The 19,859-nt window shown below is 72.6% G+C and carries 21 protein-coding genes; 4 read left to right on the top strand and 17 right to left on the bottom strand.

Going from position 1 to position 19,859, the window contains the following annotated elements:
• Nucleotides 1–13: 13 nt before the first annotated feature.
• The 15 genes from rpoZ to HDG69_RS12840 all read right to left on the bottom strand — a co-directional run bounded on the left by rpoZ (nt 14) and on the right by HDG69_RS12840 (nt 13,488).
• The gene (gene rpoZ / locus HDG69_RS12910; RefSeq protein WP_171784229.1) at nt 14–361 is read right to left on the bottom strand and encodes a DNA-directed RNA polymerase subunit omega; all 348 of its coding nucleotides are present in this window, start codon (nt 359–361) and stop codon (nt 14–16) included.
• A gap of 109 nt (nt 362–470) precedes the next feature.
• A complete protein-coding gene (gene gmk / locus HDG69_RS12905) occupies nt 471–1,112 on the bottom strand; it encodes a guanylate kinase (RefSeq protein ID WP_343036432.1) in 642 nt (213 codons plus the stop codon).
• A 22-nt stretch (nt 1,113–1,134) separates the two neighbouring features.
• Nucleotides 1,135–1,446 (bottom strand): integration host factor, actinobacterial type, encoded by a 312-nt coding sequence (mihF, locus tag HDG69_RS12900; protein ID WP_106269214.1) that lies wholly within the window; start codon nt 1,444–1,446, stop codon nt 1,135–1,137.
• Nucleotides 1,447–1,665: 219 nt separating this feature from the next.
• Nucleotides 1,666–2,535 carry an orotidine-5'-phosphate decarboxylase gene (gene pyrF, locus HDG69_RS12895; protein ID WP_171784227.1) on the bottom strand — a complete coding sequence of 290 codons (870 nt, stop codon included), beginning with the start codon at nt 2,533–2,535 and terminating at the stop codon, nt 1,666–1,668.
• Entirely contained in the window at nt 2,532–5,912 is a 3,381-nt protein-coding gene (gene carB, locus HDG69_RS12890) for a carbamoyl-phosphate synthase large subunit (RefSeq protein WP_171784226.1), read from the bottom strand. The genes pyrF and carB overlap by 4 nt, the downstream gene beginning before the upstream one ends.
• Nucleotides 5,912–7,195 carry a glutamine-hydrolyzing carbamoyl-phosphate synthase small subunit gene (gene carA, locus HDG69_RS12885; protein ID WP_171784225.1) on the bottom strand — a complete coding sequence of 428 codons (1,284 nt, stop codon included), beginning with the start codon at nt 7,193–7,195 and terminating at the stop codon, nt 5,912–5,914. The genes carB and carA overlap by 1 nt, the downstream gene beginning before the upstream one ends.
• Nucleotides 7,192–7,746 carry a PH-like domain-containing protein gene (locus HDG69_RS12880; RefSeq protein WP_246256616.1) on the bottom strand — a complete coding sequence of 185 codons (555 nt, stop codon included), beginning with the start codon at nt 7,744–7,746 and terminating at the stop codon, nt 7,192–7,194. The genes carA and HDG69_RS12880 overlap by 4 nt, the downstream gene beginning before the upstream one ends.
• Nucleotides 7,743–9,089, bottom strand: a complete 1,347-nt coding sequence (locus HDG69_RS12875; protein WP_343036430.1) for a dihydroorotase — start codon at nt 9,087–9,089, stop codon at nt 7,743–7,745. Before HDG69_RS12875 ends, HDG69_RS12880 begins: the two co-directional genes overlap by 4 nt.
• Entirely contained in the window at nt 9,086–10,087 is a 1,002-nt protein-coding gene (locus HDG69_RS12870) for an aspartate carbamoyltransferase catalytic subunit (protein ID WP_171784224.1), read from the bottom strand. The genes HDG69_RS12875 and HDG69_RS12870 overlap by 4 nt, the downstream gene beginning before the upstream one ends.
• A complete protein-coding gene (pyrR, locus tag HDG69_RS12865) occupies nt 10,084–10,686 on the bottom strand; it encodes a bifunctional pyr operon transcriptional regulator/uracil phosphoribosyltransferase PyrR (protein WP_281360199.1) in 603 nt (200 codons plus the stop codon). The genes HDG69_RS12870 and pyrR overlap by 4 nt, the downstream gene beginning before the upstream one ends.
• Before the next feature lie 141 nt (nt 10,687–10,827).
• The gene (gene nusB / locus HDG69_RS12860; protein ID WP_171784223.1) at nt 10,828–11,244 is read right to left on the bottom strand and encodes a transcription antitermination factor NusB; all 417 of its coding nucleotides are present in this window, start codon (nt 11,242–11,244) and stop codon (nt 10,828–10,830) included.
• A 1-nt stretch (nt 11,245) separates the two neighbouring features.
• Nucleotides 11,246–11,809 carry an elongation factor P gene (gene efp / locus HDG69_RS12855; RefSeq protein ID WP_171784222.1) on the bottom strand — a complete coding sequence of 188 codons (564 nt, stop codon included), beginning with the start codon at nt 11,807–11,809 and terminating at the stop codon, nt 11,246–11,248.
• A gap of 85 nt (nt 11,810–11,894) precedes the next feature.
• Nucleotides 11,895–12,266, bottom strand: coding sequence for a hypothetical protein (locus HDG69_RS12850; RefSeq protein ID WP_171784221.1), 372 nt, complete (start codon nt 12,264–12,266; stop codon nt 11,895–11,897).
• A 4-nt stretch (nt 12,267–12,270) separates the two neighbouring features.
• The gene (locus HDG69_RS12845) at nt 12,271–12,966 is read right to left on the bottom strand and encodes a hypothetical protein (protein ID WP_171784220.1); all 696 of its coding nucleotides are present in this window, start codon (nt 12,964–12,966) and stop codon (nt 12,271–12,273) included.
• Between the two features lie 60 nt (nt 12,967–13,026).
• Nucleotides 13,027–13,488 (bottom strand): type II 3-dehydroquinate dehydratase, encoded by a 462-nt coding sequence (locus HDG69_RS12840; RefSeq protein WP_171784219.1) that lies wholly within the window; start codon nt 13,486–13,488, stop codon nt 13,027–13,029.
• Between the two features lie 142 nt (nt 13,489–13,630).
• On the opposite strand from HDG69_RS12840, the gene HDG69_RS12835 reads away from it, so the two are divergent.
• Entirely contained in the window at nt 13,631–15,019 is a 1,389-nt protein-coding gene (locus HDG69_RS12835; protein ID WP_171784218.1) for an FAD-binding oxidoreductase, read from the top strand.
• On the opposite strand, the gene HDG69_RS12830 is transcribed toward HDG69_RS12835, so the two are convergent.
• Nucleotides 14,991–15,932 carry an NAD-dependent epimerase/dehydratase family protein gene (locus tag HDG69_RS12830; protein ID WP_171784217.1) on the bottom strand — a complete coding sequence of 314 codons (942 nt, stop codon included), beginning with the start codon at nt 15,930–15,932 and terminating at the stop codon, nt 14,991–14,993. The genes HDG69_RS12835 and HDG69_RS12830 overlap by 29 nt on opposite strands.
• Before the next feature lie 71 nt (nt 15,933–16,003).
• On the opposite strand from HDG69_RS12830, the gene HDG69_RS12825 reads away from it, so the two are divergent.
• On the top strand, nt 16,004–16,597 hold the full coding sequence (locus HDG69_RS12825; RefSeq protein WP_171784216.1) for a TetR/AcrR family transcriptional regulator: 594 nt from the start codon (nt 16,004–16,006) through the stop codon (nt 16,595–16,597).
• On the opposite strand, the gene HDG69_RS12820 is transcribed toward HDG69_RS12825, so the two are convergent.
• Nucleotides 16,575–17,951, bottom strand: coding sequence for an MFS transporter (locus HDG69_RS12820; RefSeq protein ID WP_171784215.1), 1,377 nt, complete (start codon nt 17,949–17,951; stop codon nt 16,575–16,577). The two genes, HDG69_RS12825 and HDG69_RS12820, sit on opposite strands and share 23 nt — an antisense overlap.
• Before the next feature lie 97 nt (nt 17,952–18,048).
• On the opposite strand from HDG69_RS12820, the gene HDG69_RS12815 reads away from it, so the two are divergent.
• Together HDG69_RS12815 and HDG69_RS12810 are read left to right on the top strand one after the other, a co-directional pair.
• Nucleotides 18,049–19,044, top strand: a complete 996-nt coding sequence (locus tag HDG69_RS12815) for an alpha/beta hydrolase (protein ID WP_343036429.1) — start codon at nt 18,049–18,051, stop codon at nt 19,042–19,044.
• Nucleotides 19,041–19,853, top strand: a complete 813-nt coding sequence (locus HDG69_RS12810) for a glycerophosphodiester phosphodiesterase family protein (protein WP_171784214.1) — start codon at nt 19,041–19,043, stop codon at nt 19,851–19,853. The genes HDG69_RS12815 and HDG69_RS12810 overlap by 4 nt, the downstream gene beginning before the upstream one ends.
• Nucleotides 19,854–19,859 lie beyond the last annotated feature (6 nt).

Here is a 19,859-nt window from a genome sequence, read left to right as displayed (position 1 = left end):
TCGCGGCGCAGCCTCAGACGATCTCGTCGCCGGCGGCGTGCTCCGACTCGACGACCTCGACACCCTGCGCGAGCGGAGCCGTCGCCGGCTCCTCCGGAGCGGGCTCGGCAGGCTCCGACGTCAGCAGACCCTCGTTGATCTCTCGCATGGCGATCGACAACGGCTTCTCCTGCACGCGGGTGTCGACCAGGGGACCGACGTTCTCCAGCAGGCCCTCGTTGAGCTGCGCGTAGTAGGCGTTGATCTGGCGCGCACGCTTCGAGGCGTACAGCACGAGGCCGTACTTCGACTCGCTGTGCGTGAGCAGGTCGTCGATCGGCGGGTCGGTGATGCCGATCGGCTCGGGAACGGTTCCGGCCATGAGTGTCACTCCAAGCAGACGAACGGGCCGGTGGCGGCGGCCACCGGAGGGGTGATTCCAGAAGGGGAAGGGCAGGACAGAAGCCTGCTGACAAGTCTACCCGCCGGGATCAAGCCGGTTGCGAGGCCGCCGGGGCCGCGCCCTCGGCCCGAGCTCCCAGCAGGTGTGCCAGCTCGTCCGTGGCCCGTGTGACGTCGTCGTTGACGATCGTGACGTCGAACTCCGGCTCGGCAGCCATCTCGACCTCGGCCGTCGCCAGCCGGCGTTCGCGTTCCGCGGCGTCCTCGGTGCCGCGACCCACCAGGCGCCGCACCAGCTCCTCGCGGCTGGGCGGCGCGAGGAAGACGAACTGGGCGTCGAGACCAGCCGACCGCACGGCGTCGCGCACCTGGCGCGCGCCCTGCAGGTCGATCTCCAGCAGCGTCGGTCGCCCCCCGGACAGGTGCTCGACCACCGGTCCTCGTGGGGTCCCGTAGCGGTGCCGCCCGTGGACCACGGCCCACTCGAGCATCTCGCCGTCGGAGACCATGCGGTCGAACTCCTGCGGGCTCACGAAGAGGTAGTGCACTCCGTGCACCTCGCCGGGCCTCGGCGGCCGGGTCGTCGCCGACACCGACAGCCAGACCTGGGGGTACCGAGCACGGATGTCGGCCGACACCGTGCCCTTGCCGACAGCCGTCGGCCCGGCCAGCACGGTCAGGCGTGCCGGTCCTCGCACGACGTCGTCCTGGGCGTCATGGGGTGCCGGCACGCCGGCGCGTGGTGCGGAAATCTCAGCCAAACCTCTCGATGAGCGCCTGCGCCTGGTGCGGCCCGAGGCCACGGACGCGGCGGGTCTCGGCGATCCCGATCTCTTCCATGATCGCCCGGGCCTTCACCTTACCGACTCCCGGGAGCGACTCGAGCAGCGAGACGACCTTGAGCTTGCCCACGACGTCGTCCGCTTGGCCCTGCTCGATCACCTCCCGCAACGAACCCTGGGAGTACTTCAGGCGGTTCTTGATCTCTGCCCGGATGCGCCGTGCCTCGGCGGCCTTCTCGAGGGCCGCCGCACGCTGTTCCGGGGTGAGTGGAGGAAGGGCCACGCAAGTCACCTACTCAATCGATCCGACAGGAGGTCGTGCTGGACGTCGTGCTCCCTCGAAAGTAGCCACGACCTGCGGCGGCGGCAATCGCTGGCCCGATCGCGCCGCACCCGGCGAGTCGATTGAGCGTGAAATAGGCGCTCAAAGGGCCCGAACCGGACGGCCCGGGGGTGAAGTGCTGTGACACTTCCGACACCCCGACGCGCGCCCGTGCGCAGGTCAGCGCCCGGCCCGCAGCGCCGACCGCACCTCGTCGGCCGACCGCCGTGCGGCCGCGAGCAGCGCCGACCCGTCGGGCCCTGCGGCGAGCACACCACGGGACGACGAGGCCAGCACGTTGCCCCGCGCACCGCCGAACACGTCCGCCAGCTCGCGCTGGCCCGCGCCCTGGGCGCCCACCCCCGGTGCCAGCAGGGGTCCGTTGACGGCCTCCAGCTCGGTCCCCGTGGCTCGTGCCGCGTCGCCGATCGTCGCTCCGACCACGAGCCCGACCGACCCCAGCGGCGACGCGCCGGCGTTGTGCCGTGCCGCCTGTGCCGCCACGGAGGCCGCGATGCTGCGGCCGTCCGAGCCGACGGCGTGCTGGACCGCCGCGCCCTCGGGGTTCGAGGTCAGGCACAGCACGAACAGGCCGCGCCCGGTCGCCTCCGCCAGCTCGAGGGCCGGTGACAGCGAGCCGAAACCGAGGTACGGCGAGACGGTGACCGCGTCGCCGGCAAGTGTCGAGCCGTCGGAGAGGAAGGCGTCGGCGTAGGCCGACATCGTCGACCCGATGTCCCCCCGCTTGGCGTCGACGACGGTCAGCGTGCCCGCCGCGCGTGCTGCGGCCAGGACCTCCTCCAGGGCGGCGATCCCCCGCGACCCGTGCCGCTCGAAGAAGGCCACCTGGGGCTTGAGCGCCGCCACCCGGCCGCCGAGGGCGTCCACGACCCGCAGGCCGAGCTCCCGGACGCCTGCGGCGTCGTCCGGCAGGCCCCAGTCGCGCAGCAGCGGACCGTGCGGGTCGATGCCGACGCACAACGGACCGTGCTCGTCCATCGCGGCCGCGAGGCGCGCGCCGAACGGGACCCGGGTCCCCGGCGCGCTCATGCGCCGACCGCCGCCGCCTGCGCGTCCTCCCGGCGAGCCCGGGTCGCCGCGTCGTGCTCCTGCAGGCTCGCCACCTCGAACGGCCCGCCGCGCACCGCCTCGATGGCCTGGACCGCCGCGGCGAGCTGGTCCACGGTGGTCACCATCGGCTTGTCCGCGGCAGTGGTGGCCGCCCGGATCTCGTAGCCGTCGGCGCGGGCACCCTGGCCCGACGGGGAGTTGACCACGAGGTCCACCCGTCCCTCGGTGATGAGGTCCACCACGGTGGGCTCACCGTCCGGGCCGGCGCCGTCGGAGTACTTGCGCACCGCGGTGGCCGTGATGCCGTTGCGCGCCAGCACCTGGGCCGTGCCCGAGGTCGCCAGGATCTCGAAGCCGATGTCCGCCAGCCGCTTGACCGGGAAGACGATCGAGCGCTTGTCGCGGTCCGCGACGGAGACGAACACCGTGCCCGAGGTCGGCAGCCCGCCGAACGCCGCGGCCTGCGACTTCGCGAAAGCGTGCGGGAAGTCCTTGTCGAAGCCCATGACCTCTCCGGTCGACCGCATCTCCGGGCCGAGGACCGTGTCCACCACGTTCCCCTCGGCGGTACGGAACCGCTTGAACGGCAGCACCGCCTCCTTGACGGCGAGCGGGGCCCCGAGGTCCAGCGTGCCGCCGTCGCCCTCGGCGGGCAGGATCCCCTCGGCACGCAGGTCGGCGATGGACTCGCCGACCATGACGCGGGCCGCGGCCTTCGCCAGCGAGGCCCCCGTGGCCTTCGACACGAAGGGCACCGTGCGCGACGCGCGCGGGTTGGCCTCCAGGACGTACAGCACGTCCGAGACGAGCGCGTACTGGACGTTGAGCAGACCGCGGACGCCGACGCCGCGGGCGATGGCCTCGGTGGAGCGGCGGATCCGCTCCACCTCGGCCTGGCTCAGCGAGACCGGGGGAAGCACGCACGCGGAGTCGCCGGAGTGGATCCCGGCCTCCTCGATGTGCTCCATCACACCGCCCAGGAACAGCTCGGTGCCGTCGAACAGCGCATCGACGTCGATCTCCATCGCGTCGTCGAGGAAGCGGTCGATGAGCAGCGGCGCGGGCAAGGTGCCCGGCGCCCGCGACACCAGCGCGGCGGTCGCCGCGGCGTCGAGGGCCCGCTCGACGTACCCCGTGAGCTGGTCGGCGGAGTACACGATCTCCATGCCGCGCCCCCCGAGCACGTACGACGGCCTCACGAGGACGGGGTACCCGATCCGCTCGGCGATCTCCTGGGCCTGTCCCAACGACCGGGCGGTGCCGAACGCCGGGGCGGGGAGGCCTGCGTCGGCCAGGACCTGGCCGAAGAGGCCGCGGTCCTCGGCGGCGTCGATCGCCTCGGGCGTCGTGCCGAGGATCGGCAGCCCGGCGTCGGCCAGCTGCTGCGCCAGCGCCAGCGGGGTCTGCCCGCCGAGCTGGACGATGATCCCCTTGACGGGGCCCGCGGCGAGCTCGGCCTCGTAGACCTCCAGGACGTCCTCGAGCGTCAGCGGCTCGAAGTAGAGACGGTCGGACGTGTCGTAGTCCGTCGAGACCGTCTCGGGGTTGCAGTTGATCATGACGGTCTCGAACCGGTCCTTGAGCGTCAGGGCCGCGTGCACGCACGAGTAGTCGAACTCGATGCCCTGACCGATGCGGTTCGGACCCGAGCCGAGGATGATGACCGCCTCGCGCTCGCGCGGCGCGACCTCGGTCTCGATGTCGTAGGACGAGTAGTGGTACGGCGTGGTCGCCGCGAACTCCGCGGCACAGGTGTCCACCGTCTTGTAGACGGGACGCACACCCAGCGCGTGCCGCGCCTCGCGCACCGCCGCCGTCCCGCCGGGTCCCATGCCGCGCAGCTGCGCCACCTGGGCGTCCGACAACCCGTGCCGCTTGGCACGCCGCAGCACGTCAGCGGTCAGCGTCGACGACGACGCCGTGGCCTCGGCGACCTCGTTCATGAGCAGGACCTGGTCGAGGAACCACGGGTCGATCTTCGTGGCCTCGAAGACCTGCTCCAGCGTCGCGTGCCCGGCGTGGACGGCGCGCAGCGCCTGCTGCACCCCGACGAGCCGACCCTCGGTGGGACGCCGGATCTCGGTGAGGAGCTCCTCCAGCGCGGGACCCGACGGTGCCTCACCGTGCCAGTGGAAGTCGACGCCGCCCTTGTCGATGCTGCGCAGCGCCTTGCCGAGCGCCTCGGTGAAGTTGCGGCCGAGGGCCATCGCCTCGCCCACCGACTTCATGGTGGTGGTCAGCGTGTCGTCCGCCGCCGGGAACTTCTCGAACGCGAACCGCGGCACCTTGACCACGACGTAGTCCAGCGTCGGCTCGAAGCTCGCCGGGGTCACGCCGGTGATGTCGTTCGGGATCTCGTCGAGCGTGTAGCCGACGGCGAGCTTCGCCGCGATCTTCGCGATCGGGAAGCCGGTGGCCTTCGAGGCCAGCGCCGACGAGCGCGAGACCCGCGGGTTCATCTCGATGACGACGACGCGACCGGTGTCGGACTCCACGGCGAACTGGATGTTGCACCCGCCGGTGTCCACGCCGACCTCGCGGATGACCGCGATGCCGATGTCCCGCAGCTTCTGGTACTCACGGTCTGTCAGGGTCATGGCCGGTGCCACGGTCACGGAGTCGCCGGTGTGCACACCGACCGGGTCGACGTTCTCGATCGAGCAGACGACCACGACGTTGTCGTCCTTGTCGCGCATCAGCTCGAGCTCGTACTCCTTCCAGCCGAGGATCGACTCCTCCAGGAGCACCTCGGTGGTCGGCGAGTAGTGCAGGCCCTGGCCGACGATCCGGCGCAGGTCCGCCTCGTCGTAGGCCAGGCCGGAGCCCAGGCCGCCCATCGTGAAGGACGGACGCACGACCATCGGGTAGCCGAGCACGGCGGACGCCTCGACCGCTTCGTCGATCGTGTGGATGATCAGCGAGCGGGCGGACTCACCGCCGCACACCTCGACGACGTCCTTGAACTGCTGACGGTCCTCGCCCTTCTGGATGGCGGGGATGTTGGCGCCGATGAGCTCGACGCCGTACTCGTCCAGCACGCCGGCGTCGTGCAGCTCGATGGCGGCGTTCAGCGCCGTCTGCCCGCCGAGGGTGGGCAGCAGCGCGTCGGGGCGCTCCTTGGCGATGATCGAGGTGAGCACCTCACGGGTGATCGGCTCGACGTAGGTGGCGTCGGCGAACTCGGGGTCGGTCATGATCGTGGCCGGGTTGGAGTTCACCAGGACGACGCGCAGGCCCTCCTCCTTGAGCACCCGGCAGGCCTGCGTGCCGGAGTAGTCGAACTCGCAGGCCTGGCCGATGACGATCGGGCCGGACCCGATGACCAGGACGGAGGAGAGGTCGGAACGGCGGGGCATCAGTTCTCCTTCTCGCCGGTGGTGCCGCCGGCCAGCGCCGCGAGGGCGGCGGGCGGGACGGTCACGGGCTCGCGGGTGGTCATGAGGTCGACGAAGCGGTCGAACAGGTACGCGCTGTCGTGGGGGCCGGCAGCGGCCTCGGGGTGGTACTGGACGGAGAAGGCCGGCAGGTCGAGGGCGGTCAGGCCCTCGACCACCTGGTCGTTGAGCCCCACGTGGGAGACGATGACGCGGCCGTACCGCGCTCCGTCGACACCCTGGTCGTCACGCACGGTGTCGAGCGGGGCGGTGCTCACGGCGTCCAGCGGCGCGTCGACGGCGAACCCGTGGTTCTGTGCGGTGACCTCGACCTTGCCGGTGGTGCGGTCCTTCACCGGCTGGTTGATGCCGCGGTGGCCGTAGCCGAGCTTGTAGGTGCCGTAGCCGAGCGCCCGGCCGAACAGCTGGTTGCCGAAGCAGATGCCGAAGAACGGGATCCGTCGGTCCAGCACCTGGCGGAGCAGGTCGATCTCGGCGGTCGCGGCCGAGGGGTCGCCGGGACCGTTGGAGAAGAACACCCCGCCCGGAGCGCCCGCGGGCAGCAGCGCCTCGACCTCGGCGAAGGTGGTCGACTGGGGCACCACGTGCACGCGCACGCCCCGCTCGGCCAGGCGCACCGGCGTCATCGACTTGATGCCCAGGTCGACCGCGACGACGGTCGCGACGGGGTCGGCGCCGTCCTCGAGGCCGCGCGGCTCGACGGTGTAGGCCTCGGCGGTGGTGACCTCGCGGGCGAGGTCCGCGCCGGCCATCAGGGGGGCTCCGCGCACCTCCTGGACGAGGTCGTCGACGCCGCGCTCGACGCCGTCGCGCACCAGGTCGTCGCCGGAGAAGATGCCGGCCCGCATGACGCCGAGCTCACGCAGGTGCCGCGTGAGGAAGCGGGTGTCGACCTCGGCGATCCCGACGACGCCCTGCTCGGCGAGCTCGTCGGCCAGGTCGCCCCGGGAACGCCAGCTCGAGGCGCGGCGCGCCGGGTCGCGCAGGACGTAGCCGGCGACCCAGATCTTGCGGGACTCCGGGTCGTCGTCGTTCACGCCCGTGTTACCCACGTGCGGGGCGGTCATGACGACGATCTGGCGGTGGTACGAGGGATCGGTGAGCGTCTCCTGGTAGCCGGTCATCCCGGTGGAGAAGACGATCTCGCCGAGGGTGGTGCCGCGGGCGCCGTAGGCGACGCCGCGCGCGACGGTGCCGTCCTCGAGGACGAGGACCGCCGGGTCGGTGCTGGTGCTGGAGGTCACTTCGTGTCCTTCGGGCTCGGGGTGGACGGGTCGAGGAGGGAGCGCACGGCCTCGACGAGGCGCGGCTTGTCGGCCCTGTAGCGGGTGCGCAGGCCGGTGTCGAGCAGGGCCGCGTCGGTCTCGCCGTCGGCGGGCACCTGCCAGGTGAGCACCACCAGGCCGTCCCGGCCGACGTACTTGCCCGCCATGCCCGCCGCGGTACCGACGTCGTGCAGGGAGGCGGTGGGCACGAGCAGCGGTGCGCTGCCCTCCCGGTCGACGACGACGCCGCCGTCGAGCACGGTCACCTGCGCGGCGCTGCGGTCCCCGAGCTCGTGAGCGCCCACCCGGGCCAGCCAGTCGCCGGACAGCGTGCTGGAGACGTACGTCGCCTCGATCGGCCCGAGGCGCAGCGCTCCGAGCGAGCCTTCCTCCGCGGGCGGGGCCGGGGGCGACGGCACGAGGTGGCTGGTGCGGGCTGCGATGCGTCGGCGCCCGGTGAGCACGAGCAGGAGCAGCAGCACGCCGATCACGACCCAGATCCCGACGGCGACGGGCATCGGCAGGTTCATCGCGCACCTCCCACGCCGGGGTGCACGGGTACCGGGACGCCGTCGAGCACGGTCGCGCGTCCGCGCAGGAACGTGGCCACGACCTGGCCCGGCAGCTCGTGGTCCCGGAACGGGGTGTTCGCGCTGGCGGTGGCCTGGGAGGTACCGTCGACGACACGTCGTGCGGAGGGGTCGACCAGGGTGAGGTTGGCGGGCTCGCCGACGGCGATCGGTCGTCCCTGGACCGCCTCGACGCGGCCGATGCGTGCGGGGGTCGTGGACAGCACGCGGGCGACGTCGGCCCAGGTCAGCCGGCCGGTGTCGACCATGGTCTGCTGGACGACGCTCAGGGCCGTCTCCAGCCCGGTCATGCCGAAGGCTGCCGCTCCCCACTCGCAGTCCTTGTCCTCGCGGGTGTGCGGCGCGTGGTCGGTGGCGACGATGTCGATGGTGCCGTCGGCCAGCCCGTCGCGCACCGCCTCGACGTCGGCGGCGGTGCGCAGCGGCGGGTTGACCTTGTAGGTGGCGTCGTAGGTGCGGGCCAGCTCGTCGGTGAGGATCAGGTGGTGCGGGGTGACCTCGGCGGTGACGTCGATGCCGCGCGACTTCGCCCAGCGGATGATCTCGACCGAACCCGCGGTGGACAGGTGGCACACGTGCAGGCGCGAGCCGACGTGCTCGGCGAGCAGCACGTCGCGGGCGATGATCGCCTCCTCGGCCACGGCGGGCCAGCCGGCCAGGCCGACCTGGGCCGAGACGACGCCCTCGTTCATCTGCGCACCGTCGGTCAGGCGCGGCTCCTGCGCGTGCTGCGCCACCACGCCGTCGAACGCCTTGACGTACTCCAGCGCACGCCGCATGAGGACCGGGTCGTGCACGCACTTGCCGTCGTCGGAGAAGACTCGCACGCGCGCGGCGGAGTCCGCCATCGCGCCCAGCTCGGCCAGACGTTCCCCGTCCAGGCCGACGGTCACGGCGCCCACCGGGAAGACGTCGGCCCAACCGGCCTGCTCGCCGAGGCGGTGCACCTGCTCCACGACGCCGGCGGTGTCGGCGACCGGCGAGGTGTTGGCCATGGCGTGGACGGCGGTGAAGCCGCCGACCGCGGCGGCCCGGGTGCCCGACGCCACGGTCTCGGCGTCCTCGCGGCCCGGTTCGCGCAGGTGGGTGTGCAGGTCGACGAGCCCTGGCAGCAGGACGTGGTCGGCGGCCTCGATCACCGTGGCGCCGTCGGCCGAGGCGGCCCCGACGGCGGTGATCTCCGCGACGGTCCCGGCGTCGAGCACCACGTCGACGGCGTCGCCGCCGAGGGGGCGCACCCCTCGCAGCACGTAGGTGGTCGGTCCAGCGGTCAGTTCGGTCACAGGTCGTTCCCTTCCGCCGAGCGGTCCCCGGCCATCAGCAGATAGAGGGCCGCCATGCGCACGGCGATGCCGTTGGCGACCTGCTCGACGATCACGGCGCGGTCGGAGTCCGCCGCCTCGGCCGAGATCTCCAGACCGCGGTTCATCGGTCCGGGGTGCATGACGATCGCGTGCTCGGGCAGCGTCGCGAGCCGCCTGGCGTCCAGGCCGTAGTAGCGGGCGTACTCCAGCGGGCTGGGGAAGAACGCCCCCGCCCCGCCGGACATGCGTTCGCGCTGCACCCGCAGCATCATCACGGCGTCCGGCTGCCAGTCGACCAGCGTGGCGTCGAGGTCGTACGACGTGCGGCAGGGCCACGCCTCGACCCCGACGGGCACGAGCGTCGGGGGCGCGACGAGCGTCACCTCGGCGCCGAGGGTGTGCAGCAGGGCCACGTTGGCGCGCGCGACCCGCGAGTGCAGCACGTCGCCCACGATCGCCACCCGCAGGCCGGTGAGGTCGGCGCCGACGCCGTCGTCGTGGGGCGACCGCAGTCCCTGCGCCCGCCCGGCGAGGTGCCGGCGCATCGTGTACGCGTCGAGCAGCGCCTGGGTCGGGTGCATGTGCGTCCCGTCGCCGGCGTTGAGGACGGCGGCGTCGAGCCACCCGGCGTGCGCGAGCTGGTACGGCGCCCCGGAGGCCCAGTGCCGGACCACGACCGCGTCGGCGCCCATCGCGTGCAGGGTCAAGGCGGTGTCCTTGAGCGACTCGCCCTTGGAGACGCTCGATCCCTTGGCGGAGAAGTTGATGACGTCCGCGCTGAGACGCTTGGCCGCCGTCTCGAACGAGATGCGCGTCCGGGTCGAGTCCTCGAAGAAGAGGTTGACCACCGTACGGCCGCGCAGCGTGGGCAGCTTCTTGATCTCGCGGGACTGCGTGGCGGCCATCCGTGCCGCGGTGTCGAGCAGCCCGACGGCCTCGTCGCGGGAGAGGTCCGCGGTCGACAGCAGGTGCTTCATCGCGCGCTCCCGTCGCCCTCGGCACGACCGGCGATCTCGACGGAGTCGGCGACGCCGTCGACCTCCTCCAGGCGCACGCGCACGCGCTCGCTCTGGGCGGTCGGCAGGTTCTTGCCCACGAAGTCGGGACGGATCGGGACCTCACGGTGGCCTCGGTCGACGAGGCAGGCGAGACGGACGGCACGGGGGCGTCCGATGTCGCCGAGCGCGTCGAGCGCGGCGCGGATCGTCCGTCCCGAGAACAGCACGTCGTCGACGAGCACGACGGTCCGGTTCTCGATGCCGACGGCCGGCAGACGGGTGACGCCCACGGCGCGGGTCGGCTGCCGGCGCAGGTCGTCGCGGTACATGGTGACGTCCAGCTCGCCCACGCAGGCCTCGGCGTCGAACGCCGGGTCGATCTGGGCAAGCCGTGCGGCCAGTCGGTGGGCGAGGGTCACCCCGCGCGTCGGGATGCCGAGGAGGACGAGGTCGTCGACCCCGCGGGCGCGCTCGACGATCTCGTGGGCGATGCGGGTCAGTGCGCGGGCGACGTCGCTCGCGGACAGGACGGTCGTGCCGTCCGGGTCGTCTTCGGGCAGGGCGGGACCAGGGCTCAACGGGACTCCTTCTCCGCCTCACTGGACGGGATTAAAGGGGGTCGGTCGGCGTCAGCGTAACCCGGTACGGCGGAGACGACGCAGCCGACGACCACCATGTGGTCGTCGGCTGCGTCACACCTCGGGCGAGCGCTCGGCGCGTCAGGCCAGCAGCGTCGGCTTGATCTCGAGCAACCGGCCGAGGAGCCCGTTGACGAAGGCCGGCGAGTCGTCGGTGGAGAACTCGCGGGCGAGGTCCACCGCCTCGTCCACGGCCACGACGTCGGGCACGTCGTCGTTGAAGATCAGCTCGAACGTCCCCACGCGCAGCAGCGCGCGGTCGACCGCCGGCATCCGGGCGATCGTCCAGCCGCGCGAGTAGGTCTCCAGCAGCTCGTCGATCCGCTCGCGGTGCGCCACCACACCCTCGACCAGCTCCACCGTGTACTGCGGCACGGAGGCCTCGGCGTGCGGCTCGATGACGCGGTCCTGCAGCAGCACGAGGGGGTCGACGCCGCGGGCCTCCGACTCGAAGAGGATGTCGGCCGCGCGCTTGCGCGCCTTGGTCCGAGAGCCCACGTCAGTCGGTCACTCGGCCGAGGTACGACCCGTCGCGGGTGTCGACCTTGACCTTCGTGCCCTGCTCGAGGAACAGCGGCACCTGGATCTCGGCGCCGGTCTCGAGCGTCGCAGGCTTGGTGCCACCGGTGGAGCGGTCGCCCTGCAGACCGGGCTCGGTGTAGGTGATCTCGAGCACGACCGACGACGGCAGCTCGACGTACAGCGGCTGACCGTCGTTGGAGGCGATCATGATGCTCATGCCCTCGAGCATGTAGTCCTTGGCGTCCCCCACGGTGGCGGCCGGCACCATGATCTGGTCATAGGTGTCGGTGTCCATGAAGACGTAGTCGGCGCCGTCCATGTACAGGTACTGGAAGTCGCGGCGGTCGACGTTGGCCGTCTCCACCTTGGTACCCGCGTTGAAGGTCTTGTCGACGACCTTGCCCGAGAGCACGTTCTTCATCTTCGTCCGGACGAACGCGCCACCCTTGCCCGGCTTGACGTGCTGGAACTCGAGGATCGACCACAGCTGCCCGTCGATGCGCAGCACGGTGCCGTTCTTGATGTCGTTGGAGGTAGCCACGTTCTTGTTCGTCCTCGGCGGGTCTCGGGGTCAGGCACGGGGCCTGTCGGGAAGCGTTCGGCGCCCACAGAGGGCCCGGAACATACTACAGCGCGTCGAGGACGGCGTGCCCCGCCAGGCCGGCGGCGGCGGCCCACACCAGCGAGGCGAGGGTCCCGACGACGAACCGTTCCCCGGCGACCGGGTGCTCCCGCAGCTCGGGCAGCCGGCCGAGCGCCTTGACCGCCACGACCACCGCGACCCCCTCGGGGTGGCCGACGAGGATCGTCCCGGTGATGGCCAGCCGTTCGAGCAGACCGATCCAGGTGCCGTTGCCGAGCACCGCCAGCGCCTCCGCCCGGGCGCCGGGGCCGGACTCGGCGTGGCGCAGCAGGAGCGGTATCAACCATGCGCCGAGACCGACGCTCAGGGCGAGCGCCGCCACCGACACACCGGTCACCGCCAGGACATCCGCCACGGTCTCACTCCTCGTCGTCGTTCTCGCCGGCCCGGCCGTCGTCGGCCGTCGCGGCCGCGTCCGCGGCCCGCAGCAGGCGTGCGGCGAGCGGCCGGGCTGCCACCTCCTCCGCCCACAGCGCCGTCCGCAGACGTTGGCTCACGGCCTGCTCGCTGATCGCGAGACGTGCCGCGGTCGCGCGTTGCGGGGCGTCGACCCCACCGTGCTCGCCGAGGGTATCGATCGCCTCCCATCCCGCGGCGGAACGCCGCGCCGCGAGTGCGCCCAGGAGCCGGAGCAGTGCCTGGGCGTCGCCGGCGATCGTCGCCGCCGGCTCATCCGGTGGGCCGACGACGGCGAGGGGCACCGCGCTGCCTCGGCCCTTCGCCTCCTCGACGGCCGCCCGCGCCCTGACGAACGCGGGCCCGGCCGCGGCGCGTGAGGTGGCGGGCAACGGTTCGTCCACGCCGCCGACTCCCACCCCGACCGACCATCCGCCGTCGCGCAGGACGTCGCCGATCAGCTGGACCGCCAGGCGTGCACCGTCGTCGTCGGCCGCCAGGACGCCCTGGACCTCGTCGCCGACGGTGCGTTCGAAGGGGCGCACGAGTCCCCGCGCCGCGTCGCCTGTCGCGCCCCGGGCCTGGAGGCGCCCGAGCAGCGCGGGCACGAGATCCCCGCGCGTCGTGCTCGACTTCTGGTCAATCGTCAAGACGATCATGGATCAAGCCTAGAGTATTGATGACAATTGGACAAGGCCCAGGCATTGATCGTGCGCCATCTAGCCCAGGAGCTTGTTCGAGATCGCCTCCAGGGCGAGTCGGTAGGAATCGAAGCCGAACCCCGCGACGGTACCCGTGGCGATGCCGGCGACGACGGAGTAGTGCCGGAACGCCTCGCGCGCCGCCGGGTTCGACAGGTGCACCTCCACCAGCAGGAGCTGCGAGGTCACCACCTGGGCGGCGGCGTCGCGCAGCGCGTAGCTGTAGTGGGTGAAGGCTGCAGGGTTGAGCACCACGTGCGAGCGGGTGTCGACCGCCTCGTGCAGCCAGCCGACGAGGGTCGACTCGTCGTCGGTCTGGCGCACCTGGACGGCGAGGCCCAGGTCGTTCCCCCAGCGAACGCCCTCCCGCTCGAGGTCGGCCATGGAGGCGTGGCCGTAGATCTCCGGCTCCCGGACGCCGAGGCGCCCGAGGTTGGGACCGTTGAGGATCAGCACACGTGCGGCGTCGTCGACTGTCATGGCCGTGAGCGTACCCACCCCTCTGCGGCGTCCGACCGGCGGACACACCCGGAGGCAATCCCTTGACCTCAACCCTGCTCGAAGTCCGATGCTGGTGGTCGCGCACGTCCCGCACCCCACCGCTCTGCCCACGGAGGCCCCGATGACCAGCACCCTGTCGCCGTCCGCCCTGCGTGCCGCCCTCCACGGCACCTCCCTCGTCCTGACACCGCTGGACGAGGGATTCGTCGCTGCGCACCAGATCCGGCCCGGCGGCGTCGACGCCGTACCGGACGCCGTCGTCCGTCCCACCGACGCCGCCGGGGTGGCCCGCGCGGTCCGCTTCGCTGCCGACCACGGGCTCGAGCTCGCGGTCCGCTCCGGGGGCCACTCTGCCCTCGGCCGCGGCCGGCGGCCCGGGGCGCTCGTGCTCGACGTCCGCGGGCTCGATGACGTCCAGGTCGATCGCGCCGCCCGGAGGGCGACCGCCGGGGGCGGCGTCACAGCCGGCGCCTACACCGCCGCGACGACGCAGCACGGCCTCATCACGCCCTTCGGCGACGCCGGCACGGTGGGCGTCGCGGGGATCACCCTCGGGGGCGGGGTCGGGTTCCTGTCCCGCCGGCTCGGCATGACGATCGACTCGTTGCACTCGGCCCGGGTCGTCACTGCCGACGGACAGGTGCGGACCGCCTCCGCTCAGGAGCACCCCGACCTGTTCTGGGCGTTGCGCGGGGGCGGGGGAAACTTTGGTGTCGTCACGGAGCTGACGTTCGACACCCACGAGATCGGGACGGTCGTCGGTGGCCCGCTCATCCTGCCGGCGACACCGACCACCGTCGCGGGTGTGGTCGCGACGCTTCGCCAGGCCCCTCGCGAGCTCACGGCCATCGTCATGGTCATGGTGGCCCCGCCGGTGCCGTTCCTCCCCGAGGAGGCACACGGTCGCCTCGTCGTCATGGTCAACCTCTGTTGGTCCGGCGGCGTCGACGACGCCGACGCCGCGCTCGCACCGCTGCGCGCGCTCGGCGAGCAGGCCGGAGGCATCATCGCCGACCTGGTCGCCCCCGGTCCGTACATCGGGCTCCTCGAAGGCCCCGACGGCCCCCCGATGGCGATGCACAACAGGTCGTTCTACGCCGACGACGTCGACGAGGCCGCCGCAGCCGACATCCTGGACGCCCTGGGGTCGAGCACCGCCATGATGCGGGTGGTGCAGCTGCGTGTCCTCGGCGGTGCCGTCGCCGACGTCCCGACCGGAGCCACCGCCTACGCCCACCGCGACGCGCCGATCACCGGCGTCGTCGCCGCGGCCGAACCGACGGCGGAGGCGGTCGCCGAGCACGTCGACTGGGTGGCGGACGTCGCCGACCGCGTGCGCCGGGGCCGGCACGGGGCCTACGCCAACTTCGTCATGGACGGTGACCCCACCCTGCTCGCGCAGGCCTACCCGGGGGACACCGGTCGGCGGCTGGCCGAGGCCAAGGCGACCTACGACCCGACGAACCTCTTCCGCAGCAACCTCAACGTCCTGCCGGCCGGACACGACTGAGGGGCGGTTCGAGCACCCCGAGCGCGTCGTCGACCGCGACGACGTCAGCCATCGTGACGCATCGCCCCGGCGCGGCGGACACCACACGTTCGGCGGCCAGGGCGGTGAGCAGACCGGTGGCACGGGACTGACCGGACCCGGTGGCCGCGAGCCGTTGTGCTGTGCGCCGCACGGTCGCCTGCAGGCTCCACTCCTCGGAGCCGACGAGCGGAGCGCCGCTGATCAGCCGGCGGCCCTTCCCGAGCCGGCCGACCAGCGCCAGGGCCGCCGTCGCCGGCCCGTTGGAGAGCGTGAGCCACGACCGCACGACGAGGTCGTCCAGGAGCACGTGGTCGGCGAAGTCGGTCCGCAGGTACGTCCGTCGCCGCCCGTCCGGCCCGACCACGCGGCGCCGGGTCCGCAGGTTGCGGACCCGGACGCCCTCGGGCGGGGCATGCACGTCGGTGCCGACCAGCTTCTCGGTCCACGACACGGCAGCCGCCCCGTGCTTCTCCCCCGAGCCGAGCATCACTGCCACGTCGACCTCGTCGCCCGGCCGTGTCTCGAGCGCACCGACCAGCACGGTGGACAGGCCGGGCACGAGGCCCGCTCCCAGCACGACGGAGGTGCTCGGCGCAGCGCAGGCACGCAGCGCGACCAGGTAGGCGCTGCTCGCGCTGATGTCCACCAGCGCCGCCCCGCCGAGCTCGCCCGCGATCCAGGGCTCCTCCACGCCGGAGGCGTTGATCACGACGGCCTGCCCGGCAGCGGCCTCGCGCAGCCGGACGGCGCCGTCCGGGGCGGACAGGTCGACGCGCACCCCACCGTCGGACCCGGACCTTCCCGCCGGGGTGACGTCGTGCCCGTGGCCGCGCAGCGCGGCCACGACATGCTGTCCGACGGCGCCCCGCGCGCCCAGGACCAGTGCCTTCATCGAGTTCTCCACACGTTCGGTCGGTGGTCGGACCCTATGCCAACCGAACGGTTGGCGTCTAGGGTGACCACATGCCCAGGGACACCACGAGTACCCGCGAGCGCCTGCTCGACGCCGGCGGCCGGCAGTTCGCCGCCACCGGGTTCGCCGGGACCTCCGTCGATGCCGTCAGCCGCGACGCCGGGGTCAACAAGGAGCGGATCTACGCCTACTTCGGCAGCAAGCGGCGGTTCTTCGACCACGTGCTGACCCACCGCCTCGACGGGTTGCTGGACGGCCTCGATCTGGACGGTCACGGCGAAGATGCCCTCGGCCGGTGGGCGGGACGCCTGTGGGACCGGTACGCGGCCGACCCGGACGTCGCCCGTCTGCTCGCCTGGGAGAGCCTCGAGCTGGACGAACCCGCGGCAGCCGTGCAACGGGTGTCGTCGTGCTCGGAGGTCGCCTCGCACCTGCGCGACGCCCTGGCCGTGCCCGACGACGCCTCCGCGCGACAGCTCCTGCTGTCCGTGGTCATGCTCGTCACCAGCGCCTGGACGCTCACCGCGCTCACCGCGCTCGTCGCTCCGGGCACGGCCGCGGCTGCTCGTCGCACGGCCGTCGTCGAGCACGCGACGGCGCTCGCCCGCGCGACTCTCCTGGTCAGTCCTCGACCGGGTCGGTGACGACCAGCATGAGCACCAGGCCCGCGAGGATGACGGCCACGATGCCCAGCACGCCCCAGATCGTCGCACCGGTCAGGGCGATGACCACACCCCACAGCAGCGGGGTCAGGAACGACACGGCGCGGCCCGTGGTGGCGTACAGACCGAAGATCTCCGACTCCTGACCGGCCGGCGTCATCCGGGCCAGGTACGACCGGGACGCCGTCTGGGCCGGACCGACGAAGCAGGTCAGCGCGAGGCCCGCGACCCAGAACACCACGGTGCCCGACGAGTGCAGCGCGACGACGACCAGCCCGCAGACCACCAGCCCCACCAGCGACCACACGATGACGCGACGGGCCCCCAGCCGGTCGTCGAGGCGACCGGCGAGGATCGTGCTCACCCCTGCCAGGAGGTTCGCAGCGATGCCGAACGCGATCACCTCGTCCGGCGAGAAGCGGAAGGACACGGCCGCCACGATCGCACCGAAGGTGAAGACCCCGGCCAGCCCGTCCCGGTACACGGCGCTGGCCAGCAGGAACCAGAACGTGGTGCGCGACGTGCGGAAGAGCTCACGGATGTCGTGCCACAGCTCGACGTACCCGGCGAAGAACCCGACCCGGGGACGGTCCGAGGCAGCAGGCGCCTCCGGGACGTTCCGGAAGAGCGGCCACGCGAACGCCACCGCCCAGAGCCCACAACCCACGGCGATCACCCGGTAGGCCAGCCCGTCGTCGGTGGGCATCCCCCACCAGTCGAAGGTCTGGGCCACGACGACGGCCACCAGCGCGACGATCCCGCCGACGTAGCCGAGCCCCCAGCCGAGGCCCGAGACCTTGCCGATGGTCCGAGGTGTCGAGACCTGGGTGAGCATCGCGTTGTAGTTGACGCCGGCAATCTCGCTGGCGACGCTGCCCAGCGAGATCAGCGCCGCCCCGAGCACGAAGTAGCCGGGGTCGGCCCGGACGAACCCGAGGCCGAACATGCAGACCACCAGCAGGATCGTGCCGGCACCCAGCCAGGCCTTGCGCCGGCCGGTGACGTCGGCCCGCCGACCCAGCACCGGAGCCAGGATCGCGACCAGCACACCGCCGGCCGCGATCCACCCACCCAGGGCACTCGTCAGGCCTGCGAGCGCCCGGGTGTACGCAGGATCGTCCTCCCCCAGGGCGACGACCGCCGGGTCGAGGAACGACTCCCCGGTCAGGTACAGGGCCGTGAAGACGAAGGTGAGCACCACGGTGTTGAACGGCTGGGTGGCCCAGTCCCACAGCGCCCACGACCGGACCCGTCGACGCTGCTCGGTCGCCGGGAGCGCGTCGAAGGGGTGACCGGAGTCGTGTTCCGACGGCTTCGTCGGCGTGGCGTCGCTCATGGGCGCCGAGTCTGCCGCATCCGGGTGAACGGTGGGTAGCGCCGCGCAGAAGGACGGTCGCAGGGCGCGCGCATCCCCTTCGGCGTACGGTACCCACGTGCCAGCGTCGCCGACCGCCCCACTGCCCGACGAGCTCGTCTGGGAACCCGACCCGCTGCTCGACGGCTTCCAGTCCGCTCCCCTGGGTCCCGCGACGCTCGTGCGACGTACCGGCCGCCCTGACGCCCCACGGGGGGCTGTGCTCCACGTCCACGGGTACAACGACTACTTCTTCCAGGACCACCTCGCCCACGCGCTCACGGACGCCGGGTACTGCTTCTACGCGGTCGACCTACGACGGGCGGGGCGCTCGCTGCTGCGGCCGCCGGTCGACGTCGCCGCCGAGGCGGGCCTGCCACCGCACTTCACCACCTCCCTGCGGGAGTTCGGCGCGGACCTCGACGCCGCGCTGTCGAGCGTGCGCGCCCTCGAACCCGGCTCGCCGCTCGCCGTGCACGCCCACTCCACGGGCGGGCTGACCACGGTGGTGTGGGCACACGCGCACGGTGCCACGGGCCCGGACGCGCTGGTGCTCGACTCGCCCTTCCTCGACCTGGCCGGATCGTGGCTGTCCCGCCAGGTCAACACGAGTCTGCTGGGGGTGCTGGGCAGGGTGCGACCGCTGGCGGTGGTGAGCACCCACCCGTCGGTCTACGCGACGTACCAGCACGTCGACAACGGCGGTCGGTGGTCGTTCGACACCCGGTTGAAGAAGCCGGACGGGCAGCCCGCCCGGGCCGCGTGGCTCCTGGCCGTGCGGCGCGCGCAGCTGCGTCTGGCGCGCGGTCTGGACGTCCCGGTCCCCGTGCTGGCGGCACGCGCGGGCGCCTCGGGGCCGGACAGCCCGGACAACCCCCTCCTCGACGCCCAGGACACGGTCCTGGACACCCGCCAGCTCGCGCGGTTGTTCCCCCGCCTGGGCACCGACGTCACCGAGCTCGTCGTCGACGGGGCCGTGCACGACCTCAGCCTGTCCGCGGACGCACCACGCCAGGAGTACCTCGATGCGGTCGTGCGCTTCCTGGGCGACCGGTTGCCGGGAGGTGCGGCATGACGCGCGTGCCACGGCCCCAGCATCCCTACTTCGGCGGCGGAGCGGGCGACACCGGTCGCGGGGCCTTCGCGGCGCTGGCGCACCGCGGGTTCTCGCACGGCCGGGCCAACCTGGAGAACTCGATGGCGGCGTTCGCGGCGGCCGTCGACCTCGGCTACCGGTACGTCGAGACCGATGCGCACGGCACGCGCGACGGGGTCGCCGTCGCCCTGCACGACGAGTCGCTGGACCGCACCACCGACGGCAGCGGCCTCGTGGCGGAGCTGCCCTGGGACGTGGTGCGCCGTGCCCGCATCGGCGGCACCGAACCGGTGCCGCTGCTGACCGACGTGCTCGGCACCTGGCCCGACCTGCGGGTGAACATCGACGTCAAGGCGGACTCGGGCATCGCCCCGACGGCGGCGGCGATCGAGTCCACGGCGAGCCACGACCGCGTCTGCGTCACGTCGTTCTCGCCGCGGCGGCGTCGTGCCACCGTGGCGCGGCTGTCACGGCCGGTCGCCACGAGCGCCGGCCGCAGCGAGGTGATCGGGTTCCTCGTGGGTACCCGCCTCCGGATCCCGTCGGTGGTCCGGGCCGCCCTGCGTCGGGTCGACGCGCTGCAGGTGCCGGGGGCCGACGACGGCGTGACGGTGGTCGACGCCCGGACGGTCGCGGCCGCGCACCGCGCAGGGAGGTTCGTCCACGTGTGGACGATCAACGACCCCACCGAGATGCGGCGGTTGATCGACCTCGGCGTCGACGGGATCGTCACCGACCGTGCCGACCTGCTCCGCGACGTCCTGGTCGAACGCGGGCTGTGGGTGTGACAGCGC

The organism is Isoptericola halotolerans (genome assembly GCF_013149785.1).
In the GTDB taxonomy this organism is placed as follows: Bacteria; Actinomycetota; Actinomycetes; order Actinomycetales; family Cellulomonadaceae; genus Isoptericola; species Isoptericola halotolerans.
Note: the sequence above shows the minus strand (reverse complement) of the source record. Positions and strands in the feature narration are given on the sequence as shown.

Bases quoted from the DNA above. Each gene is read 5' to 3' on its own strand.
- HDG69_RS12830 (WP_171784217.1), bottom strand. From the start codon at position 15,932: ATGAAGGCACTGGTCCTGGGCGCGCGGGGCGCCGTCGGACAGCATGTC.
- carB (WP_171784226.1), bottom strand. From the start codon at position 5,912: ATGCCCCGCCGTTCCGACCTCTCCTCCGTCCTGGTCATCGGGTCCGGC.
- HDG69_RS12870 (WP_171784224.1), bottom strand. From the start codon at position 10,087: ATGAAGCACCTGCTGTCGACCGCGGACCTCTCCCGCGACGAGGCCGTC.
- HDG69_RS12845 (WP_171784220.1), bottom strand. From the start codon at position 12,966: ATGATCGTCTTGACGATTGACCAGAAGTCGAGCACGACGCGCGGGGAT.
- pyrF (WP_171784227.1), bottom strand. From the start codon at position 2,535: ATGAGCGCGCCGGGGACCCGGGTCCCGTTCGGCGCGCGCCTCGCGGCC.
- HDG69_RS12840 (WP_171784219.1), bottom strand. From the start codon at position 13,488: ATGACAGTCGACGACGCCGCACGTGTGCTGATCCTCAACGGTCCCAAC.
- HDG69_RS12825 (WP_171784216.1), top strand. From the start codon at position 16,004: ATGCCCAGGGACACCACGAGTACCCGCGAGCGCCTGCTCGACGCCGGC.
- HDG69_RS12835 (WP_171784218.1), top strand. From the start codon at position 13,631: ATGACCAGCACCCTGTCGCCGTCCGCCCTGCGTGCCGCCCTCCACGGC.
- HDG69_RS12880 (WP_246256616.1), bottom strand. From the start codon at position 7,746: ATGAACCTGCCGATGCCCGTCGCCGTCGGGATCTGGGTCGTGATCGGC.
- HDG69_RS12810 (WP_171784214.1), top strand. From the start codon at position 19,041: ATGACGCGCGTGCCACGGCCCCAGCATCCCTACTTCGGCGGCGGAGCG.
- rpoZ (WP_171784229.1), bottom strand. From the start codon at position 361: ATGGCCGGAACCGTTCCCGAGCCGATCGGCATCACCGACCCGCCGATC.
- HDG69_RS12820 (WP_171784215.1), bottom strand. From the start codon at position 17,951: ATGAGCGACGCCACGCCGACGAAGCCGTCGGAACACGACTCCGGTCAC.